The organism is Vibrio neptunius, assembly GCF_000967495.1.
In the GTDB taxonomy this organism is placed as follows: domain Bacteria; phylum Pseudomonadota; class Gammaproteobacteria; order Enterobacterales; family Vibrionaceae; genus Vibrio; species Vibrio neptunius.
Window position 1 is genome coordinate 83,076 of sequence record NZ_JXXU01000022.1, and the last position, 24,371, is coordinate 107,446.

The following is a 24,371-nucleotide window of genomic DNA, read 5'->3' on the forward strand; positions in this document are numbered from 1 at the left end:
CGTACATTCATAAGGAGTATCATTGATACTGCTTATCAATTATAACTTCAACAGGTTCGCCCATTTTAACGGCTTCGCTCTCTCCAAACCAGTCCCCTTGCTTCGTTGCGACATTTCCATCGCTATCTAAACGAACCCTTACCATCAAAGATTCGAGTGAAGAAAGCTTGCGATTTTGCAACATGCTATTCCCATCATCCAAAACAACAGTCCTTGGGAAAGAACCGAGTGGATACCTCGCTGCAGCAACTGGCATTGGCGCGCCATCAGCAGTGTGTACCGATACAATCAAAGCTGAGTTAGGGTCTGCTTGAACTTGCTCACTGATCGATATTAAAACGGATACCGATTGACCGCTAGAAACGTGTTCACCCATTTGTTTCTGAGCATTCTCGATACTTCGAGAAAGCATCTCGTAGCGACTATCTTGCGGGCCTATCATCTGCTGCATAACGCTCCAGTAGCGAACCGCTGCTGAATAATCTTTACGCTCGTACGCATCGAAAGCTAACAATGAGAATACGCGTAAATCAACATAATCACTTTGAACCAGTTGACCAAGTATCTTACGAGCTTTGTCTTGGTCGATATCATCCTGAGACAACATCAAAGCTTGCGCATAACCCAGTTTCACATCCGCGTTATCTGACTCAAGCCTGTACGCTTTTTTCATCGACCCAATTGCCGTTTCCACATCCCTGTTGGCGAGTGCAATTCGACCAAGAAGCAACCAGCCTGTAGAATCATCAGGTTGGTAATGCAAACGAGTGCGAAGTGCTAAAGTAAGATCTTGCATTTCGTCATCACTCAACGCCGTCCCTTCCGGTGCCATCAGCTTTTTCGACAGAGCAGGAAGATTGGCACTCACTTGCTGCCATTCTACGACTTCATCTGAAGCACCAAATGTCATATACATCGCATAAGACAATATAATGACCAGAAGGACCGATGGTATAAGTACTGCCGTAGGTGAAATACCATTTTCACGTTCTGCTTTTTGAGCTTGTGGAATGTCATCTAGCAGTGACTGTTTCAAATCGTCAATCAGCTCTTGTTGGTTTTCGACTAACCCTTCTTCAGTTTCTTCTTTAAGCTCCGATAAACGATCTTTGTAAAACGCTTTATTTAATTCATCACGTAATGCTTCATCATTATTCGCTCTTTTTCTAACGATTGGCAAAGCAATCAACAGTGAACTCAATGCAACGAGAATGACTGAAGCTACCCAAAATAGTGTCATTACTGCTTGTCTCCATCATTCTTATCATCCAACAGCGCTTTCAAGCGTGCTTCTTTCGCGTTATCCCAAGATTCTGTCTGCTCAGGTTGCACTTTACGCGATCGAGTTCTTAGGACAATAAAGCCAAAACCAAATACCAAGACAAAAATCGGTCCTAGCCATAAAATTGATGTCGCCATTGTGAATGGAGGATTATAGGTAACAAAATTGCCGTAGCGAGCAATCATGTAGTCAACAATTTCCTGTTTTGACTTACCTTCTTTAGTCATCTCATACACTTTTTGGCGTAAGTCGACAGCCAACTCTGCGTTGGAATCCGCAATCGTATTGTTTTGACATTTAGGACAACGAAGCGTATTTCCGAGTTCTTTGAACTGCTGCTCTTGTTCCAAATTTTCAAACTCATAAATTTGGATTGTGGCATGTGCAGCTAAAGACAGAGTCATCGCAGCAAGTAAAGCGAATATCATCTTTTTCATTGACCAGCCTCCGCGAGAACTTGCTCGTACATCGGCTTAAGCGTTTCGTTCCAGTTACGGTCATTCACATCACCGACATGGCGATAACGAATCTTCCCTTGTGCATCAATAAGGAAGGTTTCTGGGGCACCATATACGCCTAAGTCTAAACCAAGCATTCCGTTCCCATCGAATAAGCTAATCAGGTATGGATTACCCAGCTCATTCAGCCACTGAACAGCTTTATCACGCTCATCTTTGTAGTTCATGCCGATGATCTTCACACCTTGAGATGCTAACTCATTCAGGTATTGGTGCTCTGCATAACAAGTTGGACACCAAGTCGCCCATACATTTAGCAGTAGTGGCTCACCTTTAAAGATGGATTGATCATAAAGCTTGCCTGGCTCAGCGAGATCTTCAAGACGAAATTCAGGCACCGATTTTCCTACTAGCACAGATTCTAGCTTGGTAGGATCATCGCCATGCGAGTTTTTAATCAGTTGGGTAGCAAAGACAGCCACCAAGCCCAAAAACACAAAAAGTGGTATGAACAGTAGTTTCTTATTCATTATGCCTCCTGCGTCTTAGTGCTTTGTCTGAAACGATAGCGCTTGTCACTGATTGCAATAGCGCCGCCCAAAGCCATCAACAGGGAGCCTGCCCAGATCCAACGAACAAACGGTTTGTAATAAATACGCACGGCCCAAGACTTATTGTCATCTAGACGTTCGCCCATCGCAATATACAAATCACGAGTCATACCACGATCAATCGCAGCTTCAGTCATCATCGAGCGTGCAGTGCGATAGAAGCGTTTTTCTGCGTGAAGGGTATTAATGTACTGACCATTATGAGTGATCTTGAAGTCAGCAATATAACCATCATAGTTCGGGCCATCTTTGTCACGCAGTCCTTCAAAGTAGAAGTCATAACCTTGAATGTTGTAATGCTGACCAGGAGCTAAGCGTACATCTCGCTCGATGCTGTAGTTCTGAACCATCGCAATACCAATAATACTTACGGCAAGGCCAATGTGACCCATCATCATCGCCCAGTGACTACGCTGAAGTTTCTTGATGCCAACAGCAAAACTGTGACGATGAGTTGCACGTTCATGCAACTCAAAGCCGTGCATGAAGATAATCCACAACGCCATCACCCAGCCTAAATAAGCCATAAACTGGAAGAAATCAGCAAACAAGTATACAAATACACCTGCGAGTACAAGCGACGCTATGCCAGAAACCAGCATAGGCTTGAGCAAGCTTGTTAAGCTATCTCGTTTCCAACGAATCAGCGGACCGATACCTAACAAGAAAGAGAAAGGAATCATTAACCACGCAAACAACATATTGAAAAATGGCGCACCGATAGACACAGAGCCCAAGCCAATCTGTTTATGCACTAGTGGTAATAGCGTACCAACTAAAACCACGACCAAAGCAGCAATCAATAGGACGTTGTTTGATAGCAATGCATTTTCGCGTGAGACTAAGCTGAAGTTACCTCTAGCACGAACGGTTGCCCCTTTTAGAGCAAACAAAAGCAGTGAGCCGCCGATAACAAACACCAAGAAGCCGAGTATAAACATACCTCGTGAAGGATCAGATGCAAACGCGTGAACTGACACCAAAATACCCGAACGCACAAGGAACGTACCTAACAAACTAAGAGAAAATGCAGAGATAGCCAACAACACAGTCCAAGCTTTGAAAGTACCACGCTTTTCGGTTACGGCTAATGAGTGCATAAGTGCTGTGCCCGCAAGCCAAGGCATAAATGATGCGTTTTCTACTGGATCCCAGAACCACCAGCCACCCCAGCCGAGTTCGTAATATGCCCACCACGAACCTAGCGCGATACCCAGAGTCAGGAACAACCAAGCTGCGGTGGTCCAAGGACGAGACCAACGAGCCCAAGCGGTATCAAGTCGCCCCGTCATTAACGAAGCGATTGCAAAAGAGAACGCAACTGAGAAACCGACATAACCCATGTAAAGCATTGGTGGATGAATAATTAAGCCAGGGTCTTGAAGCAATGGGTTCAAGTCGCGCCCATCAACAGGGAAGAAAGGCAAAGTACGTAGAAATGGGTTAGATGTAACTATGATGAATAGTAAGAACCCAACCGTAATCATCCCCATGACAGCAAGTACACGGGCCACCGATTCTTGCGGCATACCACGGCTGAATGCCGCGACTGCTACTGTCCAAGCGGCTTGGATCAGAACCCAAAGAAGCAAGGAGCCTTCATGCGCTCCCCAAACGGCGGTCAGGCGATAGTACCAAGGCAGCTGACTGTTTGAGTTAGTAGCAACATAATTAAGTGTAAAGTCATTGGTATAAAATGCCCAAAGCAGAACACAAAAAGAGAAAAGTAACAGTAGGAACATTCCCCAAGACAGAGGCCTTGCGGTGTTCATCAGCATGGTATTATTTCGAGATGCACCGACTAACGGCAGTATGCTCAATAGCACTGCCATTGCCAGTGAAACAATCATTGCAAAATGACCAATTTCAGCAATCATTGACCGCTTCCTTGTTTTTGTTGTTGTGTATATTCAAGCGGTTGGTGATTTTTCTTCATCGCTTCCGCTATCTCTGGCGGCATGTATTCTTCATCATGCTTTGCCAACACTTCAAAGGCTTCCACGGTGGTCGCATCTTTCAACACACCCTGAGCGACAATACCCTGCCCTTCCCTAAACAGGTCTGGAAGAATACCGTCATAGACGATGGTGACCTTTGGCCCGATATCATGCAAATCGAAAGAAACACGCAATGATTCGGGGTCTCGTCGAACCGAACCTTCAACCACCATACCGCCAATCCGAAGACGCTGGCCGACTTCAGGTTTGGTGCCGTCAGGTTTACCATCCACTAGCTCTGTCGGTGTATAGAACAAATCCATATTCTGATTCAATGCGTAAAGCATCAAACCAACAGTAGCGCTAATACCAATGAAAATGGTTAAGACAATAGCCAGCCTTTTTTTTCGCCTAGGGTTCATAATGTGTTCTCCAAATTTTTAGCCGCATCAATACGCGCTTGCCTGTCTACCTTCGACTGCACTTCATTCAACAGGTTTTTGCCACGGCGGATGCTGACTATAAGCAGAACAAACATCGAAAAGAATGTGATACCAAAAGCGCTCCAGACATAGCCTGCATAACCGCCCATCGCGAAAAAATCGCTCAAAGATTCAAAATGCATCGTTTAGTTACCTCGCTGAGATTTAGCCTGAGCTAAAGCAATCACCCACGGGCGGTGACTCTCTTTACTAATAATCTCATTGCGTAGACGAATCATCGTCACTACACCAAAGAAAAAGGCAAAACCGAAAATGTTCAGCAATAGAGGCCAAAGCATATCGCTAGAGATGGAAGGCTTTGCAAATTTAGTGATCGTCGCTCCCTGATGTAGGGTATTCCACCACTCAACTGAAAAATGAATAATCGGTAAGTTCACCACGCCAACAATCGCAAGAATGCCCGCAGCTTTTGCGGCGGTTTTTTGATCATCAAACGCGTGATAGAGTGCGATAACACCGAGATAAAGGAACAATAAGATCAGTTCAGAGGTTAGACGTGCATCCCATACCCACCATGCCCCCCACATCGGCTTACCCCATACAGCACCTGTAAGTAGAGCAATGAAAGTATAAACTGCACCGATTGGCGCCATTGCAGAAGCGGCCATATCTGACAGCTTCACTTGCCATACCAAGCCAATAAATGCGGCAATCGCCATGGACATATAAACACCCATAGACCAAATCGCAGAAGGGACATGGATGTATATAATCCGGAAGCTGTCACCTTGTTGATAGTCAGAGGGGGCGAACGCCAGACCCCATATTGTCCCTACTGATAAACACAATAGGGCTAATATCGAAAACCAGGGCAGCAGCTTACCACACAGCTGGTAAGCAGTTTCGGGCTTGGCATAAGGATGGAGCCATTTCCACATCGTCGTTCTCACTCTTACTTCAGTCTTTGTCTTATGTACGTCTCTTAGACTTATTTTGACAATTATTAGTTTTGTAATTTATAGAAAGGGGAATATTCGTACTTGATCGAAAACAATTAATTGACACTCACTCTCAACGCCGCACTGATCGCAAATGGTGTTAGGGTCATTGCCCCCATCAACATCGCACCCATGATTGCGAGCTGTCCGTTGTATGCCATTCCAAGTGAAGCAGCATCAATAGCCGAAGTCGCAAAAATTAGTACGGGAATATACAGAGGCAAAATCAACAAACTGAGTAACACGCCCCCTTTTTGTAGACCCACCGTCAACGCGACACCAATAGCACCGATGAAGCTCAACGTTGGAGTGCCTACAAGCAAAGTCGAAACAATAGCCAACCAAGAGTTCATATCAAGAGAAAGTAAAATAGCCAGCAAAGGGCTAATCAAGATCAAGGGTAAGCCCGTCAAAGCCCAATGAGCAATGACTTTTGACATCACCACGACTGGCAACGGGACAGGCATTAACATCATTTGTTCCAGTGATCCATCCTGAAAATCGTCCCTAAATAGCCTTTCTAGAGATAACAATGCAGACAACAATGCCGCGACCCACACAATACCGGCAGCAATACGAGCCAACAGGCTGGGCTCTGGACCAATGCTGAGTGGGAAAAGTGTAATCACTATGATGAAAAACCACAGCGGATTGAGTATGTCTGCCTGACGGCGAAACGCAATAAGCAATTCACGTCGAATAATACTGTTCATCGTTGCAAACATGGTTAACTACCCAGTTTTATTTTTCTTAGTTTTGGAGTATCAGCGAACATATCCTGATGCGTTGTAAGTATCACGATACCACCCTTTTCAGCGTGGCTAAGAAAGAGAGATTCCAAAACTTTCACTCCCTGTTTATCGATCGCTGTCAACGGCTCATCCAAGATCCAAAGTTTATGATCGCTCAACCACAAACGTGCCAGTGCAACCCGACGTTGTTGCCCTGCAGATAACTGAGCGACAGGGACATCCTCACGACCCACTAAACCCACTTTCATAAGAGCACGATAAATAGTCTCTTTATCGACTGGCTTATGAGAATGAATATTAAGGTAGAACCTCAAATTTTCATAAGCGGTGAGCTCACGTTTTACGCCGGTTTGATGGCCCAAAAACAGCAGTTCTTGGTGATAACCATCTCGGTTTGACTCAATGTTTTCGTTGTTCCAGAAAATCTCACCACTGTCACGATCTCCGAGCCCAGTAACGATACGCAATAACGTTGTTTTGCCCGTGCCATTTCGGCCTTCAATCTGTACTAACTCACCGGAATTTATAGTAAAAGATAGGGATTCGAAGAGAATTCTTTCATCTCTGATGGCAGTCAGTTGAGATACTTCTAACATGAACGTTCACTAGATAAATTTTATGTGGGTATAGTACCACAGCCGTACTCACACAAAATAGAAATAGCCCCATACGAATCACGAAACTCGGTAAGATTCTGTTAATAATCTATCACAGCTCAATCCAACTACCACTAAATGGTTACAATTGAACACAAAAAAAGGATGCTATTTGCATCCTTTTTCAATCGTTATTTTCTTGCACTTTTTCGCCGTACTGGTGCTTTTCGTTGTTCGTTACTTGCTCTTAACGGAGGAACCTTCTCTTTTCCAGCAATCTTTTTTTGCAAAGATAACATCAACTCCGCTTCCGCTTTAGGCAATTCACATTCTTCAATGAGCTCGTTAACATCAGCGCCTAGCTGAACCATTTTTGTGGCCCGTGAATACAACCGACCATCACCATCTTCCTGTTCTAGTTCTGATATTCTTTCGTTCAGGTGCTGGATGAGGTCCTGCTGCTCACTGACGCGTTGTCCCAATCCGACAACCACTGAGCGTACTTCAAGCAATTGCTTTGTTGCCTTGTGTAACTCTTTATCAAGATGACGATTTTGCTGTCGCCAATGGTCGGCCATTAAACGCTGACTTTTCTTAAGACGAAAAAGAGCCAATACAAACAACAGTACAACTAACGCAACGGCTCCTGCAATCACAGGAGCATTTGCCAACACAACCGCATCCATTACAGGTGAGCCATCTCATCCCATTCTTCGTCAGTCAGAAGTTTGTTCAGATCAACCAGAATTAGAAGCTTACCATCGCGGTTGCTTACACCTTGGATGAATTTAGCACTTTCATCAGTACCAACACTTGGCGTGGTGTCAATTTCAGAAGAACGCAAATAAACCACTTCAGCAACACTATCCACTAGAATACCAATCACCTGATGTTCAGATTCAATCACGATGATACGTGTATTATCGGTAATTTCACCTTCCATCAAGCCGAAGCGTGAACGGGTATCGATTACCGTTACGACGTTACCACGTAGATTGATAATACCTAGCACATATTCAGGCGCGCCTGGCACAGGAGCAATTTCGGTATAGCGAAGTACTTCACGTACTTGCATGACATTGATACCGTAAGTTTCTTCTTCTAGCTGGAACGTCACCCACTGAAGTACTTCGTCATTGGACTGATCTTTTCTTACTTCGACTTCATTAGTTTGAGACATACCTATTCCTCTCTAAGCCTAAATCGGCATAAATGTTTTATTTATCTAAGGCTTTTACATCAAGTCCTGCATTAAGCATAGCTATCAATGCTTCAACATGGATCAAAGCACACATTTTTTCTTTAACCATTCCAGCTAACCACGGTCGCTTTCCGGCCGTTTTACGCCAGCGAACTTTCTCTGGATTAAGTGATTCTGTTCCTTTGAGCTGCGTGGAAGCCAGTCCCCACATGCTCTCATCTAGCATCACTATATATTGGTATTCATCCTTGTAGCTGTCATCTACCAGCTTTTCGGCCATCACCCACTTTGCCGTATCTACCACATCCAACTGAGCCTCTCGGCTTGTTTGTAGGCCTAAATACCAATCAGGGCGGCCTATCAGATGATTCAATTCCGCGATTCGGTGTATACCACCAAGTTCGTCAAGAGGAACCGCAAAGGTCACTCCATTTACGTCAAAGTAAAGCACCTGAAACTCAACATCACGTATTGTCGAATGCCAAGTCCCTAGGTCGCTACCACCCGTTTCTGTTTCAGGCTCGGCTTGCGGTGTATTTTCAGCAATGATTTCAGGTTCTTCATAGAAAGTTTCTGGTTCAAGTTCGACTTCTAAGGTCTCATCTACTAAAGAAACATCTAACTCTGGTTCAACGCTTACCTCAATTGCCTCAGGAGTCTCAACATTCCACTCCTGAATTTCTTCAACCGCTTCTTTCGCTTCTGCGATCTGAACCGTGTTTTGCTCCATGACTTCTTCAAGTTGAAGTTCGGCAACCGGATTCGTAGATTCTAGTTGTTCTAACAACCTTTCCACATCGTCCAAATTCGGTACTTCGACTTCCAGAGTCGGTGCAGAGTAGTAGCTTTTCTCTTCGACCGATTGAACCAGAGGCTCAGGTTCTGGTAAACCATCCTTATCACTGACTAGCTCTTCTACAACCTCTTCAGATTCAATCGTTTCATCGAGTAGAGCCGAAAAATATTCGTCCAGCGCCTGTTCACTTGATAGTAAGGTATCGCTACTCATTCACCGCTAACCTCTCTAGATAGATCAACAGTTGTTTATAGGCAAAAACTCCACGACTCCCGGACGCAAAATGCGAAACAGGAAGATGCTTTAAACTCGCATCCCTAAACTTTGTATCAATGGGAACTGCAGAAGACCATACCTGATCAGGGTAGTCCTTCTTTAATTGCTGTAATGTCTGCAACGACGCCCTTGTGCGTTTATCATACATAGTCGGTACGATCGTAACATTGAAGGCTCTATTTCGTGATTTCTGCATAATCGCGAGTGTGCGAACCATTCGTTCAAGACCTTTCATCGCCAAAAATTCTGTCTGAACAGGAATGAGTATTCTATTGCTCGCCGCTAACGCATTGACCATCATTACACCAAGAATAGGTGGACAATCAATCAGCACGTAGTCGTAATGCTCTTTGATCGCCATCATCGCGCGCTTGAGAATCAAGCCCATTCCGCTGCGGTTGCCCATCACTCGGTCTAGTGTGGCGAGCGACATGTGCGCCGGAATAATATCAATACCTTCAATGTCAGACTTCATCACCAAAGGCAATACGCTTTGCTCGCTGAACTCTTTCAACTGAAAGAGGTCAAATAAGCTTGCATCTACACCGTCTGAATCATAGCCTAAATACGTAGTCAGAGATGCATGAGGGTCTGTATCGACAAGCAAAACCCGTTTTCCTTGCTTGCTCAACAAACCTGCCAGTGTGATAGTAGTCGTTGTTTTACCTACACCACCTTTTTGGTTTGCAATACTCCAAACAATCATGCGTAGCCCCTACGATAAACCGACTTCTACCAACATTCGCTCGGCGATGCGGTCTAAGGGGAGGTCTTCAGTGGAAATACCCGCTTTAGCCACCGCTTGTGGCATTCCGTATACAACACAACTTTCTTCATCTTGTGCCCAGATAGTTGCGCCTGCACTTTTTAGCATTCGAGCCCCTTCACGACCATCAGCTCCCATACCAGTCAGTACCATAGAGAGCACTTGTTCTGAATATATTTTTGCCGCACTACCAAACGTCACATCAACGCATGGCTTGTAGTTCATGCGCTCACCACCATCGATAATACGCAACTTAGCAGAGCCAGGTCGGCCATCGATCATCATCTGTTTGCCACCAGGCGCTAAATATGCCACCCCAGGTTTGAGAGCATCACCATCGGCAGCTTCTTTTACCTGGATCTTACACAGAGAGTTTAAACGACTTGCAAAAGCCGCTGTAAATGTCGCGGGCATATGCTGAATCAAAACGATGGGGTGTGGATAGTTAGCTGGCAGCTTTGTGAGTATTTTTTGCAATGCAACAGGCCCTCCTGTGGAAGTCCCAATTGCGGTCAACTGGTATTTTTTGCCGCTCGCTTTAAATCTCGCAGTGGAAGACGGTTTAGACGCAGGTGCAGCTTGGCGCGTCGCTCGTTGCGCGGAAGCTGCCGGCGTAGCGGCTTGCCTTGTCGTAGAAGTGGACGTTGGCGCAGGTTTGGAAGCCGGACGACGCATGAATGTACGACGTGTTGATATTTGAATAACGCGTTGCTGGAGCAAAGACACGGCTTCATCACGGTTGCGCGCAATATCCTCGAACTTCTTCGGCAAAAAGTCTAATGCACCTGCATCCAAAGCATCCAGTGTCGCTTTGGCGCCATCATGGGTGAGTGATGAAAACATTAAGATAGGCACTGGGCTTTTAGCCATTATTTCACGGACAGCAGTAATACCGTCCATCACTGGCATTTCAATGTCCATAGTAATGACATCTGGCTTCAGCTTCACAGCTTTTTCAACCGCTTCCTTACCATTGGTGGCCACGTCCATTACCTCAAGTCGAGGTTCGGAGTTTATTATTTCACTGACTCGGCGACGAAAAAAACTCGAATCATCTACTACTAACACTTTAATCGCCATAGCTATCCTTTTTATTTCTACGACTTAGATTCGAGAAGCAGTTGCGTACTGCTTGAGCAAATCCGGCACATCCAGAATAAGCGCAATATGTCCATCACTGGTGATTGTTGCACCTGCCATACCTGGCGTGCCTTGAAGCATACTATCGAGCGGTTTGATAACCACTTCCTCTTGTCCAATCAAAGTATCCACCACAAAACCAACACGCTGGCTACCGATCTGAACTATCACGACATGACCATGCCCTTTACGAAGTTCTACATCCCCAGCTCTCGGCGCTAACCAATTCTGCAGATAGAATAGTGGAATAGATTTTTCACGAACAATAATGGTCAGTTGGCCATCAACAACGTTAGTTCGACTCAAATCAAGGTGGAAAATCTCATTAACGCTTGCCAATGGAAGAGCAAATGGGTGTCCAGCCACACCGACCATTAAGGTAGGAAGGATAGCCAAAGTTAACGGCACCTTAATCGTTATTTTGGTCCCCTTACCCATCTCCGAATCGATGTCAATGGAGCCATTTAGAGTATTGATAGCGGTTTTAACCACATCCATACCTACACCACGACCTGAAATATCGGAAATTTTCTCTTTACTAGAGAATCCGGGCATAAAGATAAGATTAAAACACTCTTTATTGGTCAAACGAGAAGCTGCATCTTCATCCATCATGCCACGCTTAACCGCAATGCCGCGAAGTTTATCGGGGTCCATACCACCGCCATCATCCACAATGGCTAGCTCGATATGATCGCCTTCTTGAGAAGCAGATAGAATGACTTTACCCGTTCTTGGTTTGCCTGCCTTAGCACGATCATCTGGCATCTCAACGCCATGGTCAACGGAGTTACGCACCAAGTGGATCAATGGATCCGCGAGTGCTTCAACCAAGTTTTTATCTAGGTCGGTGTCTTCACCGCGCATCTCAAGCTCAATATCTTTCTTCAAACTACGTGCGAGATCTCTAACAACTCGAGGGAAACGACCAAACACTTTCTTAATTGGCTGCATGCGAGTCTTCATGACTGCGCCTTGCAAATCAGCAGTAACAACATCCAAGTTAGCTACCGCTTTAGACATTTCTTCGTCGTTGCTGTTGAGGCCTAAACTTAACAGTCGGTTACGAACGAGCACCAATTCCCCTACCATGTTCATAATGGTGTCTAGGGTTGAAGTATCGACTCGAACCGTGGCCTCAGCTTGAGGTTTTTTGGCTTGTGTCGCTGGGGGAGACGACTCTTTTTTAGCTGGCGGTGCAGCTTTCTCTTTTGGTTTGGGCGCAGGTGCAACTGTCGAAGCAGCAGGAGCGGCCGCCTTAGGAGCGGGTGCCGCAGCTTTGGGGGCTGGCGTCGGTTCGGGATCTGGCGCTACGTTTTGTGCGGCTGGCTTAGTAACGGCCTCAAGTTCTTCAATTGAAGGGCCTTTACCTGAACCATGTAAATCATCAAGCAACTTTTCGAATTCAGCGTCTGTCATTAGATCACTGTCACCAGCACCAGAAGCCGCAGCTGGTGCTGGCGATTCAGGTTTAGAAGCAGGCGCGGCCGCTGGGGGAGTTACCGCACCTTCACCAGGTGCTTTTCCGCTACCATGCAGTTCATCTAAGAGTTTTTCAAATTCATCATCCGTAATATCACCGCTCATATCACCATCAATTGCTGATGGGGCGGCGGGTGTTTCTGGTGCTGCAGCAGCTTCAGCTGCTCCTGGTGCGCTACCTTCACCGTGCAACTGATCTAATAATTTATCAAACTCGTCCTGAGTAATTTCGTCAATAGAACCAGCTGAAATAGTTTCAGAGCTTGATGAAGCTTCTACTGACTCAGTGACTTCTGGTTGTTGCGGAGCTGGTTCTTCAGCTACAACTTCAGGTTCCACTGGTGCGGCTTCACCAGGCCCTTCTTCATCCGCGGTTTGCGGCTGACTCAATCGATGCAGTTCGTCCAAGAGAGCTTGGTCAGCTGGGGTTAGAGGCTCTCTATCTTGCACAGCTTGAAACTGTTCATTAACGGTATCTAAGGCCGTCAGCATTGTATCCATTAGACTTGCAGATACCTCGCGCTGCCCGTTACGCAAAATATCGAATACGTTCTCCGCACCGTGACAAGTATCGACCAGTTCGGTCAATGAAAGAAAACCGGCCCCGCCTTTGACGGTGTGGAATCCACGAAAGATTGCATTTAAAAGATCTTTGTCGTCGGGGTTATTTTCCAATTCTACCAACTGCTCAGAAAGCAGCTCTAGAATTTCTCCTGCCTCGACCAAAAAGTCCTGTAGAATATCTTCGTCTAATTCATAGCTCATAAGTTACCTCTAAAACCCAAGACTTGAGAGTAAGTCGTCGACTTCGTCTTGTGATGAAACCGCATCATCCCTTTCATGAGGGTTGAGTATTGGCCCCTCTGGGTCTATCGATGAATTGTTCTTATTGTTTGCAGCATTTTCTAGCTGGCTAGCACCAAATGCTGTCAGAATTTCCACAAGCCGATCCTCTACTTCGTTAACCAAAGTAATGACTCGACTAATAATCTGACCTGTTAAGTCTTGGAAATCCTGAGCCATTAGAATCTCGGTTAATTGCCCTCTGAGTTCAGTACTATCGCCCTCTACCTCGCTCAACAATGCATCAATACGATGGCAAAGTGCTTTAAACTCAGTCAGATCAATCCGACCATGCATTAACTCATTCCATTGAGGGCGAACCTGAAGCAACCCGTCATGCAAGTTATCTGCTATTGGCATACAGCGATCTACAGCATCCATGGTTTTGTTTGCCGCTGTCTCTGTTTTTTCAATGACATACTTGAGTCGGTCCCTAGCATCAGGGATTTCATCATTCGCAATCTCACTCATACGTTCATCAAGGCTAAACTGCTTGATAGACTCGTGAAGGTCACGCGTTAGCTCGCCTATTTCCTGTAGCATTGGATTAGAAGAGCCATCATGTATGTCTTTAACAAGTTGGTCAGCTTCATTCTGCTGATCGTTTTCTAACAACTCTACCAGGTGCTTTGCCTGTTCTAATGAAATCATTCTGAATTGGCCTTTTGCGATACTTCGTCAATTCCTTGACTTATAAACGCTCAAAGATTTTATCTAATTTTTCTTTTAGTGTAGCTGCAGTAAATGGCTTAACGATATATCCGTTTACACCAGCTTGCGCAGCTTCAATGATTTGTTCGCGCTTTGCTTCTGCTGTGATCATTAGAACAGGTAGGTGCTTAAGCTCCTCATCGGCACGAATATGCTTCAGAAGGTCTATACCTTGCATACCAGGCATGTTCCAGTCTGTTACAACAAATTCGAACTCACCTTTTTTAAGCATTGGTAACGCCGTTAAGCCGTCGTCCGCTTCTTGAGTGTTATTGAAACCCAAGTCACGAAGTAAGTTCTTAACGATACGGCGCATTGTTGAAAAATCGTCAACAATAAGGATCTTCATGTTTTTATTCAAAATTGCCTCCACTGAGTTTGATATCAGTGATTTCTAGTCATTATTTGTCCAAACACTCAACTTAGTGCGTAGACGCTGCATTGATTGGCTTAGTATTTGGCTAACGCGCGACTCGCTAACACCAATAACTTCGCCGATTTCCTTCAAGTTTAACTCTTCATCATAATAAAGCGAAAGTACTAGAGCTTCTCTTTCAGGAAGTGATTTAATTGATTCTACCAGTGCTGTACGAAAATATTCATCTGCGACGCCCTGAAAAGGGATATTTTCTTCGTCAGCATCTTCGTGCGATATCGCATCTTCTGACACACCTAAATCGTCAATACCAATGAGACGTGAACTGTTTATATCAGTTAGTGCACTGTGGTATTGATCGAGAGTCATATCCAAACGCTTGGCAACCTCTGCATCTGTCGGATCACGATTGAGTTCACCTTCTAACTGCGCAATCGCCTGACTGATTTCTCGACTGTTTTTGTGTACGGAGCGAGGGACCCAATCCCCTCGGCGTATATCATCTAGCATAGCACCACGAATGCGAATACCAGCATAGGTTTCAAAACTGGCACCTTTGCTGCCATCGTAATTCTTTTGAGCTTCTAACAAGCCGATCATTCCAGCTTGAATAAGGTCTTCAACCTGCACGCTCGGAGGTAGTCGTCCAAGCAAATGGTGTGCAATGCGCTTAACCAGTACCGAGTATTTTTCTAAAAATGCTCGCTGGCTGTTTTGATTAGCGTATTGGTCATAGGTCAATGCCTTATTCACCAAATGGTTCCTCTAACATCTCTGTTCTATGAAGTAAGCGTTCTACAAAAAACTCCAGATGTCCACTCGGTGTTTTGGGAATTGGCCAAGTTAGCGCTTTATTTGCTAACGACCCCAAAGCCAACGATGCAGGCGAACGAGGGAATGCATCCACGACAATCTTTTGTTTTTTAACAGCTTGTCGAACTTTATCATCCAATGGAATACATGCTACGAGCTCAATGCTAACATTCAAGAATCGCTCTGTGACCAAGGTCAACTTTGCGAACAATTCTCTCCCTTCACGATAGCTTCTGACCATATTTGCAACAATTTTAAATCGTTGAACTTGATGTTCTTTACTCAAAAGTTTGATCAGGGCATATGCATCCGTGATGGATGTCGGCTCATCACAAACCACCACTACCACATCCTGAGCCGCGCGTGAAAAGCTCACTACCATGTCTGAGATCCCGGCTGCAGTATCAATGAGTAGTACGTCCATCTCATCTTCCAAACTGCCAAAAGCACGAATTAAACCTACATGTTGTGCATGTGACAGCTCAGTCATAGACTGGGTGCCTGAGGTCGCTGGAATGATTCTGATCCCATACGGTCCTTCAACAATAGCATCTTGTAGGTCACATTCACCTGCCAATACGTGTCCAAGGTTCTTTTTTGCCCGTATACCGAGCATTACATCAACATTGGCTAGGCCCAGGTCAGCATCAAGTACCATGACCTTTTTGCCCTGACGAGCCATACAAATCGCCAGACCCAAGGTTACATTTGTTTTACCCACGCCACCCTTACCACCAGTAACTGCGATTACTTTGGTTAGTGAAGGTTGTGTTAAGCGGCGTAGTCCGCTTGCTTGGTCTTGTATCATATTCTTAGTCATAATCGTACGCCGCCTAGAACCCTTCTGATTCACTATTCCAGTAGTGAGGTTCGTCATCTGTCGACTTCTCTAACAATTCATTTGCCTTGGCAACCATATACTTAGGCTGCGCTATCACTATGTCTTCCGGAACTCGTTGCCCGTTGGCAATGTAAGCAACGGGTAATGAGTTTTGTACAACGACACTGACAAACTCTCCAAGACTTAACGACTCATCTAATTTGGTAAGGATACAACCTGAGAGTGGGATCCTTTTAAAATGGTCTATCGTCTCCTGCAGTACTTTTCGCTGCGCGGTGGCTGGTAAAACGAGGTAGCTGTGAATAATCTCCCCGCTTTCGTGCATTAGAGTATCCAGCTGCTCTGACAGACGTACGTCTCGTTGTCCCATACCTGCTGTATCTACTAGAATTAGGCGACGATTTCTCAATTGGTATATTACATCGGCTAACTCTTTGGAATCTTTAGCAACTTTTACAGCGCACCCCATAATACGTCCATAAATTGCTAACTGCTCATGGGCGCCGATACGATAGGTATCGGTTGTCACCAAAGCGACGTTATCTGAACCAAACTCCATCGCAGCCCGAGCGGCAAGCTTAGCAACAGTGGTCGTTTTGCCAACACCCGTCGGTCCGAGTAACGCCACGACTCCGCCACGTTTTAGTATGTCTTGTTTAGAAATAGGGATCTGATCGGAAACCAAACCCAGTAATGCTTTCCAAGCTTTTGTCGGAGGGGTATCTTCAGGGATATAGCAAGCCAACTGATCCGCAAGTTCGGCCGAAACTCCCATTCGCTCAAGACGTTTAATCAACATAGCACGCAGCGGCTCTCGTCGTTCAACTTCCTGCCACATTAACCCTGAGACTTGGTGTTCCAGCAAACGACGAATTGATGTCATTTCTTCACGCATATCTTCAAGATCTTCACTGCGCACATTTTGTTCTTCGGCACGATGACGCTCGTAACGAGTGGGGTCAAGGCGTGGAGCAGGACGCTCGGCACTTTTGTCTTCGGCAATCAAACGAGCTAATGGGGAATCTTCTTTTAATTGAACACCATTGTTGCCATTACGAGCGGCAGATTGTCGTTTCAACAATGCAGACAATGAATCCACATTTTCCGCTTCTCTGCCGTCCGCCTCCTCAGCTCCATTACTATATTGCTTGAGCATATTGGCAAAACGCTTCGTCATAGAGCGACCAGAATCTGCCTTAGTCTGCAAACTCACGCGGTCTTCATCTAGTTGGCGTTGCTTTGGTGTAGACGCACTCTGCATTGTCGCTGCGGCTTGTGAATTATTGTAGCGAGGCTGGGAGTTATAGTTAGCACTGGAACGCGCGGCAGCCGTCTCATTGTCTATCGCCGCAACAATTTCAACACCACCTGCGACTTTTTTATTAGACATGATCACAGCATCATCGCCCAACTCTCCTTTCACTTGGAGTAGTGCGGTACGCATGTCTTTGGCAAAAAATCGTTTAATCTTCAAATTAGATATCCGTCTATTAACGCATCAATGCTAGTTACCAACAGCTTGAACAATACGTATTTGTTTCTCGTCTGGGATTTCCTGATAAGAAAGCACTCGCAGCGATGGAATTGTATTCTTCACGAACTTAGCCAATGTCGAACGCAATACCCCAGAGGTCAGAAGAACGGCTGGTTCCCCTTTCAACTCCTGCTCTTGTGTTGCCTGAGTTAAAGAAGATTGTAGTCGCTCTGCCAAGCCTGGTTCAATACCTGCAGATTCTCCCCCAGATGCTTGCATTGTTTGATGCAATATTTGTTCCAATTCGGGTATCAAGGTTATGACAGGCAGTTCTGGCTCTATTCCATTGATTTCCTGAACAATTAATCGTTTCAATGATATTCGAACGGCCGCGGTTAGGATGTCAGGTTCTTGACTCTTGCTCGAATATTCAGCCAATGTTTGGACAATGGTGCGAATGTCTCGAATTGGTACTGCTTCGTTCAGTAGGTTCTGCAAGACCTTAACAACCACACCCAGCTGCAGCTGATCTGGCACAAAGTTCTCCACCAATTTCGGCGCACTTCGACTAAGCATCTCCAACAAGTTTTGCACTTCTTCATGGCCAATCAGATTAGAAGCATTGTTCGTTAACAGTTGGCTTAAGTGAGTAGCGAGAACGGTAGATGAATCCACGACAGTGTAACCAAGCGCTTGCGCATGCTCTCGCTGTTCACCTTTTATCCACACAGCCTCAAGGCCAAAAGCAGGATCAATGGTTGGCTCACCTTCCACCATCCCGTACACCTGTCCCGGGTTAATCGCTAGCTCCATATCGGGACGGATCTCTGCTTCCCCTACAGCCACGCCCATGAGCGTGATCCGATAGCTATTTGGCGTTAGTTCTAAGTTGTCTCGAATATGGACTGCAGGCACAAGAAAACCAAAATCTTGCGACAATTTTTTACGCACACCTTTAACGCGTTCTAACAGTTCCCCACCCTGATCTTTGTCAACGAGAGGGATCAGACGATAACCGACTTCCAAACCAATAATGTCAACAGGTTGAACATCATCCCATGACAACTCTTTTGAAGTTGGTACTTCTTGCTCTGTTGTCGCTGGCAATTTCGCCTGTTCTGCCTCTTTTTTCTGCTTACGATAAATCCAGTACGCGCCACCACCAGCCAGTATTGCAAGCAGTAAGAATGCAAAATGTGGCATACCAGGAACAACGCCCATTACCCCCAATATGCCAGCGGTGATCATCAACGCTTTGGGGTTGTCAAACATTTGAAAGACAACCTGCTGACCCATGTCCTCGTCAGTGTTCTGACGAGTCACCATGATCGCAGCACCAATAGAAAGTAATAGCGATGGGATTTGCGCAACCAGACCGTCACCAATAGTCAGCAAGGTATAGATCTGAATCGCCTCCCCAAAAGCAAGACCGTATTGAACCATACCAATCGATAAACCACCGATGATGTTGATGAAAAGAATCAAAATTCCGGCAATCGCATCACCTTTAACAAATTTTGACGCACCATCCATCGAACCATAAAAATCCGCTTCTTTGGTGACTTCTTGACGACGAGTTCTTGCTTGTTCTTGGTCAATCAACCCCGCATTTAAATCAGCATCGATTGCCATCTGTTTACCGGGCAATGCATCCAAGGTAAATCGTGCACTCACCTCAGAAATTCGACCTGCACCTTTGGTTACAACCATGAAGTTGATGATCATCAGGATGAGAAATACCACCAAACCAACAGCGTAATTACCACCGATCACAACGCTACCAAAAGCTTCAATCACGCTACCCGCAGCACCTGTGCCTTCATGGCCATACAGGAGTACAACTCGGGTCGATGCCACGTTTAGCGCCAGTCGTAACAAAGTAGCAATAAGGAGTACCGTCGGAAAAGCTGCAAAATCCAAAGGCCTGCGTGTGTATACCGTGACAAGAAGCACGACCATCGCCAATGCGATATTGAAAGTGAAAAATAAGTCGAGCAGAAAAGGGGGTATTGGCAATACCACCATCGCCAGCGTCGCCAGTACCATGATAGGCGCCCCTATCGCTGGCATCGCTCTTTGAGGAATGGCAGGTAACTTATCCGCGAACGGCAATGTAAATTTCATAAAAAGAAATCTATAACTTAACCAAAATTGAAGGACTTGTGTTTATATGCAAATTCCAGTCCAAAAATCCTGTCAATTTTATGGCTAACGACACAAGTTCGGAGAGAGCGCAAACAGGTTGATTGCGCTTACCTCGTAAAACAGCTGACGTACTGGCTAGGGTTGGATATTGAAAATCAATTTACCACGTCGTTTTGCTAAGTCATATTCAATACACGCGATACCTGACGTAGGAAACATCGGAGGTGCCATATCCGGCACAAACTCAGCGGTTAGGTAACCAACCAACGGCAAATGGGAGACCAACAAAATAGAATCCAGTCCTTGCACCTCAGCGATAGCAGCAACGTAATCAGCGACGTGGCTGGATTCACCATAAGGCGTTATGTCTTCGCATGTTTGAATCTGTTTGGCGCTAAAGCTGCGCGAGACTTCTTGCCAAGTTTGTTGTGCACGTAAATACGGGCTAACAAGCACCATATCAAATTGAACGTAACCTTGCTCTACACATGTCCTAGCCACTGCTGTAGAAGCGCTACGTCCTTTCTCTGTCAGCGCTCGTTCTGCATCAGAGGCTGCATAATGCTCAGCTTCTCCATGACGCATGATGAATATTTTCATGGCTTCTTCCTAACTCTGCGACTTTCTAGTCATTACGATTGTTATTGTTATATACGAGGACTTTTAGAGCCCGTTTAAAAAATAATTATATCAAGTGCCTTGCTAAAGACTTCGACTTTCTTAACAATCTTGATGTACGAACCAATAATTTGCGTAGCTTCTATTTGTTACACAGATTGTTGGCACTCATCGACATCACGTACATACTAATATCTAAGCACCTTTAGCGGAGAATCTCTTGTGCATATAAGCCCCAATGATACCAGCCAATATCGCTACTTCACGTTGGAAAACGGGCTTAGAGTGTTGGCTATCCACGATAGCAATGCACAGAAATCAGCGGCGGCCTTAGCTGTTAATGTCGGTCATTTTGACGATCCTATTGAGCGGCAGGGACTCGCGCATTATTTGGAACACATGCTGTTTCTAGGAACCGAAAAGTACCCTAAAGTAGGTGAGTTTCAAAGCTACATTAACCAGCATGGTGGCAGCAATAACGCATGGACCGGAACAGAGCACACTTGCTTCTTTTTTGACATCGCACCCTCTGCATTTGATGACAGCCTTGAGAGATTCAGTCAATTTTTTACCGCTCCACTTTTTAACCATGAAGCTCTAGATAAGGAACGCCAAGCGGTCGAATCTGAATATAAGCTCAAACTTAAAGATGACTCTAGAAGGCTGTATCAGGTCCATAAAGAGCTGGTTAATCCGGCCCATCCTTTTGCTAAATTCTCTGTAGGAAATTTAGAAACTCTCGCGGACCGCGATGGTCAGTCAATTCGAGATGACATCGTTAAATTTTATGAGCAGCACTATTCTGCTGACTTAATGACACTAACCGCAATGGGTCCCCAGCCGCTAGATGAGATCGAGAGCTGGATCATCGAAAAGTTTTCCGCAATTACTACACACAATTTGGCGGGTAAGACGATTGATGTCCCGTATGTCGATGAGCATTCCACCCGTATTTTGGTTAATGTTGAACCTGTAAAAGAAATTAGAAAACTGATTTTGACTTTCCCCATGCCTTGTATGGACCAATATTACCGTCAAAAACCACTGTCATACTTTGCTCATCTTCTGGGGTATGAGGGAGACGGCAGTCTAATGCTTGCCTTAAAGGACGCCGGATGGATAACTTCCCTTTCTGCCGGAGGCGGAACAAGCGGAAGTAACTATCGAGAGTTTACTGTTAGCTGTGCGCTAACGTCTAATGGCGTCGATCACGTAGACGAGATAGTTCAAGCCATATTTAGCTACATCTCTCTCCTGAGCCATGAGGGCTTTGATGAGTGGCGCTATCTTGAAAAGCAGGCAGTATTGGAATCTGCTTTCCGCTTTCAAGAACCTACCAGGCCACTCGACCTAGTGAGTCATTTAGTGGTCAACATGCAGCATTATTCGCCAGACGATACGATCTACGGCGACTTTATGATGAATGAGTACGACGAACCTCTGCTCAAAGACCTACTCCAATATTTAACGCCAGAGAACCTTCGTATTACTCTACTCGCGCAGGGCTTCAAGTATGACAAGCAAGCTCAATGGTACGCTTCCCCCTACTCTGTCACTCCATTTAACTCAGAGAAGCTAGCTTACTACAAAGCCACAAGCGAATTGAGCTTTTGCCTTCCACCAAAGAACCCATTTATTTGTTATGACTTAGATCCGCAACCCATCGATTCTCAGTCTGACATCCCTGAAGTCATTGAAGATCTTCCAGGCTTCAAATTGTGGCACCTACAAGACCATGAATTCCGCGTGCCTAAAGGAGTCATCTATGTGGCGATTGATAGCCCGCATGCGGTCGCTAATCCGAAAAACATTGTCAAAACACGCTTATGTGTAGAAATGTTCCTCGATTCGCTGGCTAAAGAGACCTATCAGGCGGAAATTGCCGGTATGGGCTACAACATGTATGCCCATCAAGGTGGCGTAACGTTAACACTGTCAGGTTTTAGCAAGAAACAGCCTGAGTTGATGAAAATGATCCTCAATCGCTTTGCTAAGAGGGAATTCAGTGCCAAACGCTTTGAGACCATCAAAACTCAGCTAATCAGGAACTGGCGTAACGCTGCACAAGACAAGCCTATTTCGCAACTTTTCAACGCAATGACCGGGCTATTGCAACCCAATAACCCACCTTACGTGGAATTGCTGGAGGCGCTTGAAAACATTCATGTCGAAGAGTTAGCGGACTTCGTTCAGGACATTTTGGCTGAATTGCATGTCGAGATGTTTGTTTATGGAGATTGGAACCGCACCGACGCCATTCAGTTAGGGGCAACCCTTAAAGATGCACTCCGAGTGCACAATCAACAATATGAAGAAGCGCTTCGCCCTCTAATTATGCTTGGCGAAAATGGTTCTTTCCAACGTTCGGTGGAGTGCAACCAAGACGATTCTGCAATTGTGGTTTATTACCAATGTGATGACATAGAACCCCGACATATTGCACTCTATTCACTCGCCAACCACCTGATGTCTGCCACTTTCTTTCATGAAATAAGAACCAAACAACAACTGGGTTATATGGTAGGAACAGGGAACTTACCACTCAATCGTCATCCGGGTATTGTGCTCTATGTCCAGTCTCCCAATGCCGCCCCTATCGATTTGATTAGCTCGATTGATGAGTTTCTCAATGCGTTCTACATGGTGCTTCTTGAGCTCAACGAGTACCAATGGCACAGCAGTAAGAAAGGACTATGGAATCAGATAGCCACGCCAGATACAACGTTAAGGAGTCGAGCTCAACGCCTATGGGTTGCCATCGGCAATAAAGATCACCAATTCAATCAGAAAGAGATGGTATTAGAGGAACTCAAAACCTTAACACGCGCTGATATGATTCGCTTTGTGGTCAACGAGCTTAAGCCAAGAACGGCGAACCGCCTGATTATGCACACTCAAGGAAACGCGCATCATGAGTCCGCTCCGCTCCAATTAGGTTTGGAAATTGGCTCAATTGAAGAATTTCAATTGAGACCAAAGGACATCGATTTAGGCTGATGGCTCCGACTCGACAATCTTTTTCAATGAATGTGGGTGAAGCTTGATACAAACGCCATCGTGCTTAAATGCCACTGTTGGATTGTTGAGACGCTCGCCCTCTCCCTTCGGACTTGATAATTTTACCTTAATTCCCTGCTCTCCCAGCTGATTCCAGTGCTTGGCAAGTTCTGGCTGTTGTTGCTTGATGCCCTGCAAAAATTCCTCTGCTGTTTCAGCTTGCGAAGGAACAACAAACTCGACATGCTCCCATGACTGCTGCGGATAGCTTTTCCCCTCGGCTGGATAAGGCAATTCTAAGCACTCTATGGACCAATTCAATGCCTTCAATGGCTCAGTGAACTCAATCACAATGATCGGACGACCATTTATCACCGCATTTGATATTTCACAGCCTTCTTTTAACCATTCTTGATGAGCCAGTTTTGCCAATTCCAAGTCATTGATACGTAATGCAATATGATCCGCCTGAAAAGGACGTAAATTAATATGCAGTTTCTCGCTTAAACCTTGAATTTTATGCATAAAATCTTCAATCTTGCCTTTCATTTGTGAAGGCATCAATTCAGCATCCAGTAGTCTTTGAGACATTTTCATCTATCCAAAACGTTGATTTTTCCGCAATACTAGCAAGAACCTAAGGAAAAGTAGAAAATTTCCCAGAACACTCCCTATAAGAAAAGTAATAAAGTTGGTATTATGTGCGCCAAATTATGAACTCTATATAGAGATATGCATTCACTCCACCAGAGTGGATATTATTCAGTAATAGCGTCTGACGAAGCTGAATAACTCAATGCATATCCAACCAATTC

24 protein-coding genes are annotated in these 24,371 nt (G+C 45.2%); 1 reads left to right on the forward strand and 23 read right to left on the reverse strand.

Annotated elements, in window-relative coordinates; all coding sequences use genetic code 11:
* Positions 1-19: 19 nt before the first annotated feature.
* The 22 genes from ccmI to sixA form a co-directional block, all read right to left on the reverse strand.
* Positions 20-1,240 carry a c-type cytochrome biogenesis protein CcmI gene (gene ccmI, locus TW84_RS08755; RefSeq protein ID WP_045975278.1) on the reverse strand — a complete coding sequence of 407 codons (1,221 nt, stop codon included), beginning with the start codon at positions 1,238-1,240 and terminating at the stop codon, positions 20-22.
* Positions 1,240-1,719 (reverse strand): cytochrome c-type biogenesis protein, encoded by a 480-nt coding sequence (locus TW84_RS08760; RefSeq protein ID WP_045975279.1) that lies wholly within the window; start codon positions 1,717-1,719, stop codon positions 1,240-1,242. The genes ccmI and TW84_RS08760 overlap by 1 nt, the downstream gene beginning before the upstream one ends.
* On the reverse strand, positions 1,716-2,270 hold the full coding sequence (locus TW84_RS08765) for a DsbE family thiol:disulfide interchange protein (protein ID WP_045975280.1): 555 nt from the start codon (positions 2,268-2,270) through the stop codon (positions 1,716-1,718). The genes TW84_RS08760 and TW84_RS08765 overlap by 4 nt, the downstream gene beginning before the upstream one ends.
* Positions 2,270-4,228: a heme lyase CcmF/NrfE family subunit gene (locus TW84_RS08770; protein WP_045975281.1), complete on the reverse strand. Its 1,959-nt coding sequence runs from the start codon at positions 4,226-4,228 to the stop codon at positions 2,270-2,272. The genes TW84_RS08765 and TW84_RS08770 overlap by 1 nt, the downstream gene beginning before the upstream one ends.
* Entirely contained in the window at positions 4,225-4,710 is a 486-nt protein-coding gene (gene ccmE / locus TW84_RS08775) for a cytochrome c maturation protein CcmE (protein WP_045975282.1), read from the reverse strand. Before ccmE ends, TW84_RS08770 begins: the two co-directional genes overlap by 4 nt.
* Complete coding sequence (gene ccmD, locus TW84_RS08780; RefSeq protein ID WP_045975283.1) at positions 4,707-4,913, reverse strand: heme exporter protein CcmD; 207 nt, start codon at positions 4,911-4,913, stop codon at positions 4,707-4,709. The genes ccmE and ccmD overlap by 4 nt, the downstream gene beginning before the upstream one ends.
* Before the next feature lie 3 nt (positions 4,914-4,916).
* Positions 4,917-5,669, reverse strand: coding sequence for a heme ABC transporter permease (locus TW84_RS08785; RefSeq protein ID WP_045975284.1), 753 nt, complete (start codon positions 5,667-5,669; stop codon positions 4,917-4,919).
* Positions 5,670-5,785: 116 nt separating this feature from the next.
* On the reverse strand, positions 5,786-6,454 hold the full coding sequence (ccmB, locus tag TW84_RS08790; protein WP_045975285.1) for a heme exporter protein CcmB: 669 nt from the start codon (positions 6,452-6,454) through the stop codon (positions 5,786-5,788).
* 2 nt (positions 6,455-6,456) lie between these two features.
* Positions 6,457-7,077 (reverse strand): cytochrome c biogenesis heme-transporting ATPase CcmA, encoded by a 621-nt coding sequence (gene ccmA, locus TW84_RS08795; RefSeq protein WP_045975286.1) that lies wholly within the window; start codon positions 7,075-7,077, stop codon positions 6,457-6,459.
* Between the two features lie 191 nt (positions 7,078-7,268).
* Positions 7,269-7,763 (reverse strand): DUF2802 domain-containing protein, encoded by a 495-nt coding sequence (locus TW84_RS08800; RefSeq protein ID WP_045975287.1) that lies wholly within the window; start codon positions 7,761-7,763, stop codon positions 7,269-7,271.
* Positions 7,763-8,257 carry a chemotaxis protein CheW gene (locus TW84_RS08805; protein ID WP_045975288.1) on the reverse strand — a complete coding sequence of 165 codons (495 nt, stop codon included), beginning with the start codon at positions 8,255-8,257 and terminating at the stop codon, positions 7,763-7,765. The genes TW84_RS08800 and TW84_RS08805 overlap by 1 nt, the downstream gene beginning before the upstream one ends.
* 37 nt (positions 8,258-8,294) lie before the next feature.
* Positions 8,295-9,287, reverse strand: coding sequence for a chemotaxis protein CheW (locus TW84_RS08810; RefSeq protein WP_045975289.1), 993 nt, complete (start codon positions 9,285-9,287; stop codon positions 8,295-8,297).
* Positions 9,280-10,056, reverse strand: a complete 777-nt coding sequence (locus TW84_RS24350; RefSeq protein WP_045975290.1) for a ParA family protein — start codon at positions 10,054-10,056, stop codon at positions 9,280-9,282. The genes TW84_RS08810 and TW84_RS24350 overlap by 8 nt, the downstream gene beginning before the upstream one ends.
* 9 nt (positions 10,057-10,065) lie before the next feature.
* The gene (locus tag TW84_RS24355; RefSeq protein ID WP_045975291.1) at positions 10,066-11,196 is read right to left on the reverse strand and encodes a protein-glutamate methylesterase/protein-glutamine glutaminase; all 1,131 of its coding nucleotides are present in this window, start codon (positions 11,194-11,196) and stop codon (positions 10,066-10,068) included.
* 24 nt (positions 11,197-11,220) lie between these two features.
* Entirely contained in the window at positions 11,221-13,503 is a 2,283-nt protein-coding gene (locus TW84_RS08825; protein WP_045975292.1) for a chemotaxis protein CheA, read from the reverse strand.
* A gap of 9 nt (positions 13,504-13,512) precedes the next feature.
* Positions 13,513-14,232, reverse strand: a complete 720-nt coding sequence (locus tag TW84_RS08830; RefSeq protein WP_045975293.1) for a protein phosphatase CheZ — start codon at positions 14,230-14,232, stop codon at positions 13,513-13,515.
* A 40-nt stretch (positions 14,233-14,272) separates the two neighbouring features.
* Positions 14,273-14,641, reverse strand: a complete 369-nt coding sequence (cheY, locus tag TW84_RS08835) for a chemotaxis response regulator CheY (protein ID WP_045975294.1) — start codon at positions 14,639-14,641, stop codon at positions 14,273-14,275.
* A gap of 45 nt (positions 14,642-14,686) precedes the next feature.
* The gene (locus TW84_RS08840) at positions 14,687-15,421 is read right to left on the reverse strand and encodes an RNA polymerase sigma factor FliA (RefSeq protein WP_045975295.1); all 735 of its coding nucleotides are present in this window, start codon (positions 15,419-15,421) and stop codon (positions 14,687-14,689) included.
* The gene (locus tag TW84_RS08845) at positions 15,414-16,301 is read right to left on the reverse strand and encodes a MinD/ParA family protein (protein ID WP_045975296.1); all 888 of its coding nucleotides are present in this window, start codon (positions 16,299-16,301) and stop codon (positions 15,414-15,416) included. The genes TW84_RS08840 and TW84_RS08845 overlap by 8 nt, the downstream gene beginning before the upstream one ends.
* Before the next feature lie 13 nt (positions 16,302-16,314).
* On the reverse strand, positions 16,315-17,796 hold the full coding sequence (gene flhF, locus TW84_RS08850) for a flagellar biosynthesis GTPase FlhF (protein ID WP_045975297.1): 1,482 nt from the start codon (positions 17,794-17,796) through the stop codon (positions 16,315-16,317).
* Between the two features lie 30 nt (positions 17,797-17,826).
* Positions 17,827-19,920 carry a flagellar biosynthesis protein FlhA gene (flhA, locus tag TW84_RS08855; protein ID WP_045975298.1) on the reverse strand — a complete coding sequence of 698 codons (2,094 nt, stop codon included), beginning with the start codon at positions 19,918-19,920 and terminating at the stop codon, positions 17,827-17,829.
* A gap of 156 nt (positions 19,921-20,076) precedes the next feature.
* On the reverse strand, positions 20,077-20,541 hold the full coding sequence (gene sixA, locus TW84_RS08860; protein ID WP_045975299.1) for a phosphohistidine phosphatase SixA: 465 nt from the start codon (positions 20,539-20,541) through the stop codon (positions 20,077-20,079).
* Positions 20,542-20,781: 240 nt separating this feature from the next.
* Between sixA and TW84_RS08865 the strand changes: the two genes are divergently transcribed.
* Complete coding sequence (locus tag TW84_RS08865) at positions 20,782-23,556, forward strand: insulinase family protein (RefSeq protein ID WP_045975300.1); 2,775 nt, start codon at positions 20,782-20,784, stop codon at positions 23,554-23,556.
* On the opposite strand, the gene TW84_RS08870 is transcribed toward TW84_RS08865, so the two are convergent.
* On the reverse strand, positions 23,548-24,147 hold the full coding sequence (locus TW84_RS08870) for a VOC family protein (RefSeq protein WP_045975301.1): 600 nt from the start codon (positions 24,145-24,147) through the stop codon (positions 23,548-23,550). The two genes, TW84_RS08865 and TW84_RS08870, sit on opposite strands and share 9 nt — an antisense overlap.
* Positions 24,148-24,371 lie beyond the last annotated feature (224 nt).

Bases quoted from the DNA above. Each gene is read 5' to 3' on its own strand.
- ccmI (WP_045975278.1), bottom strand. From the start codon at position 1,240: ATGACACTATTTTGGGTAGCTTCAGTCATTCTCGTTGCATTGAGTTCA.
- TW84_RS08760 (WP_045975279.1), bottom strand. From the start codon at position 1,719: ATGAAAAAGATGATATTCGCTTTACTTGCTGCGATGACTCTGTCTTTA.
- TW84_RS08765 (WP_045975280.1), bottom strand. From the start codon at position 2,270: ATGAATAAGAAACTACTGTTCATACCACTTTTTGTGTTTTTGGGCTTG.
- TW84_RS08770 (WP_045975281.1), bottom strand. From the start codon at position 4,228: ATGATTGCTGAAATTGGTCATTTTGCAATGATTGTTTCACTGGCAATG.
- ccmE (WP_045975282.1), bottom strand. From the start codon at position 4,710: ATGAACCCTAGGCGAAAAAAAAGGCTGGCTATTGTCTTAACCATTTTC.
- ccmD (WP_045975283.1), bottom strand. From the start codon at position 4,913: ATGCATTTTGAATCTTTGAGCGATTTTTTCGCGATGGGCGGTTATGCA.
- TW84_RS08785 (WP_045975284.1), bottom strand. From the start codon at position 5,669: ATGTGGAAATGGCTCCATCCTTATGCCAAGCCCGAAACTGCTTACCAG.
- ccmB (WP_045975285.1), bottom strand. From the start codon at position 6,454: ATGTTTGCAACGATGAACAGTATTATTCGACGTGAATTGCTTATTGCG.
- ccmA (WP_045975286.1), bottom strand. From the start codon at position 7,077: ATGTTAGAAGTATCTCAACTGACTGCCATCAGAGATGAAAGAATTCTC.
- TW84_RS08800 (WP_045975287.1), bottom strand. From the start codon at position 7,763: ATGGATGCGGTTGTGTTGGCAAATGCTCCTGTGATTGCAGGAGCCGTT.
- TW84_RS08805 (WP_045975288.1), bottom strand. From the start codon at position 8,257: ATGTCTCAAACTAATGAAGTCGAAGTAAGAAAAGATCAGTCCAATGAC.
- TW84_RS08810 (WP_045975289.1), bottom strand. From the start codon at position 9,287: ATGAGTAGCGATACCTTACTATCAAGTGAACAGGCGCTGGACGAATAT.
- TW84_RS24350 (WP_045975290.1), bottom strand. From the start codon at position 10,056: ATGATTGTTTGGAGTATTGCAAACCAAAAAGGTGGTGTAGGTAAAACA.
- TW84_RS24355 (WP_045975291.1), bottom strand. From the start codon at position 11,196: ATGGCGATTAAAGTGTTAGTAGTAGATGATTCGAGTTTTTTTCGTCGC.
- TW84_RS08825 (WP_045975292.1), bottom strand. From the start codon at position 13,503: ATGAGCTATGAATTAGACGAAGATATTCTACAGGACTTTTTGGTCGAG.
- TW84_RS08830 (WP_045975293.1), bottom strand. From the start codon at position 14,232: ATGATTTCATTAGAACAGGCAAAGCACCTGGTAGAGTTGTTAGAAAAC.
- cheY (WP_045975294.1), bottom strand. From the start codon at position 14,641: ATGAAGATCCTTATTGTTGACGATTTTTCAACAATGCGCCGTATCGTT.
- TW84_RS08845 (WP_045975296.1), bottom strand. From the start codon at position 16,301: ATGACTAAGAATATGATACAAGACCAAGCAAGCGGACTACGCCGCTTA.
- flhA (WP_045975298.1), bottom strand. From the start codon at position 19,920: ATGAAATTTACATTGCCGTTCGCGGATAAGTTACCTGCCATTCCTCAA.
- sixA (WP_045975299.1), bottom strand. From the start codon at position 20,541: ATGAAAATATTCATCATGCGTCATGGAGAAGCTGAGCATTATGCAGCC.
- TW84_RS08870 (WP_045975301.1), bottom strand. From the start codon at position 24,147: ATGTCTCAAAGACTACTGGATGCTGAATTGATGCCTTCACAAATGAAA.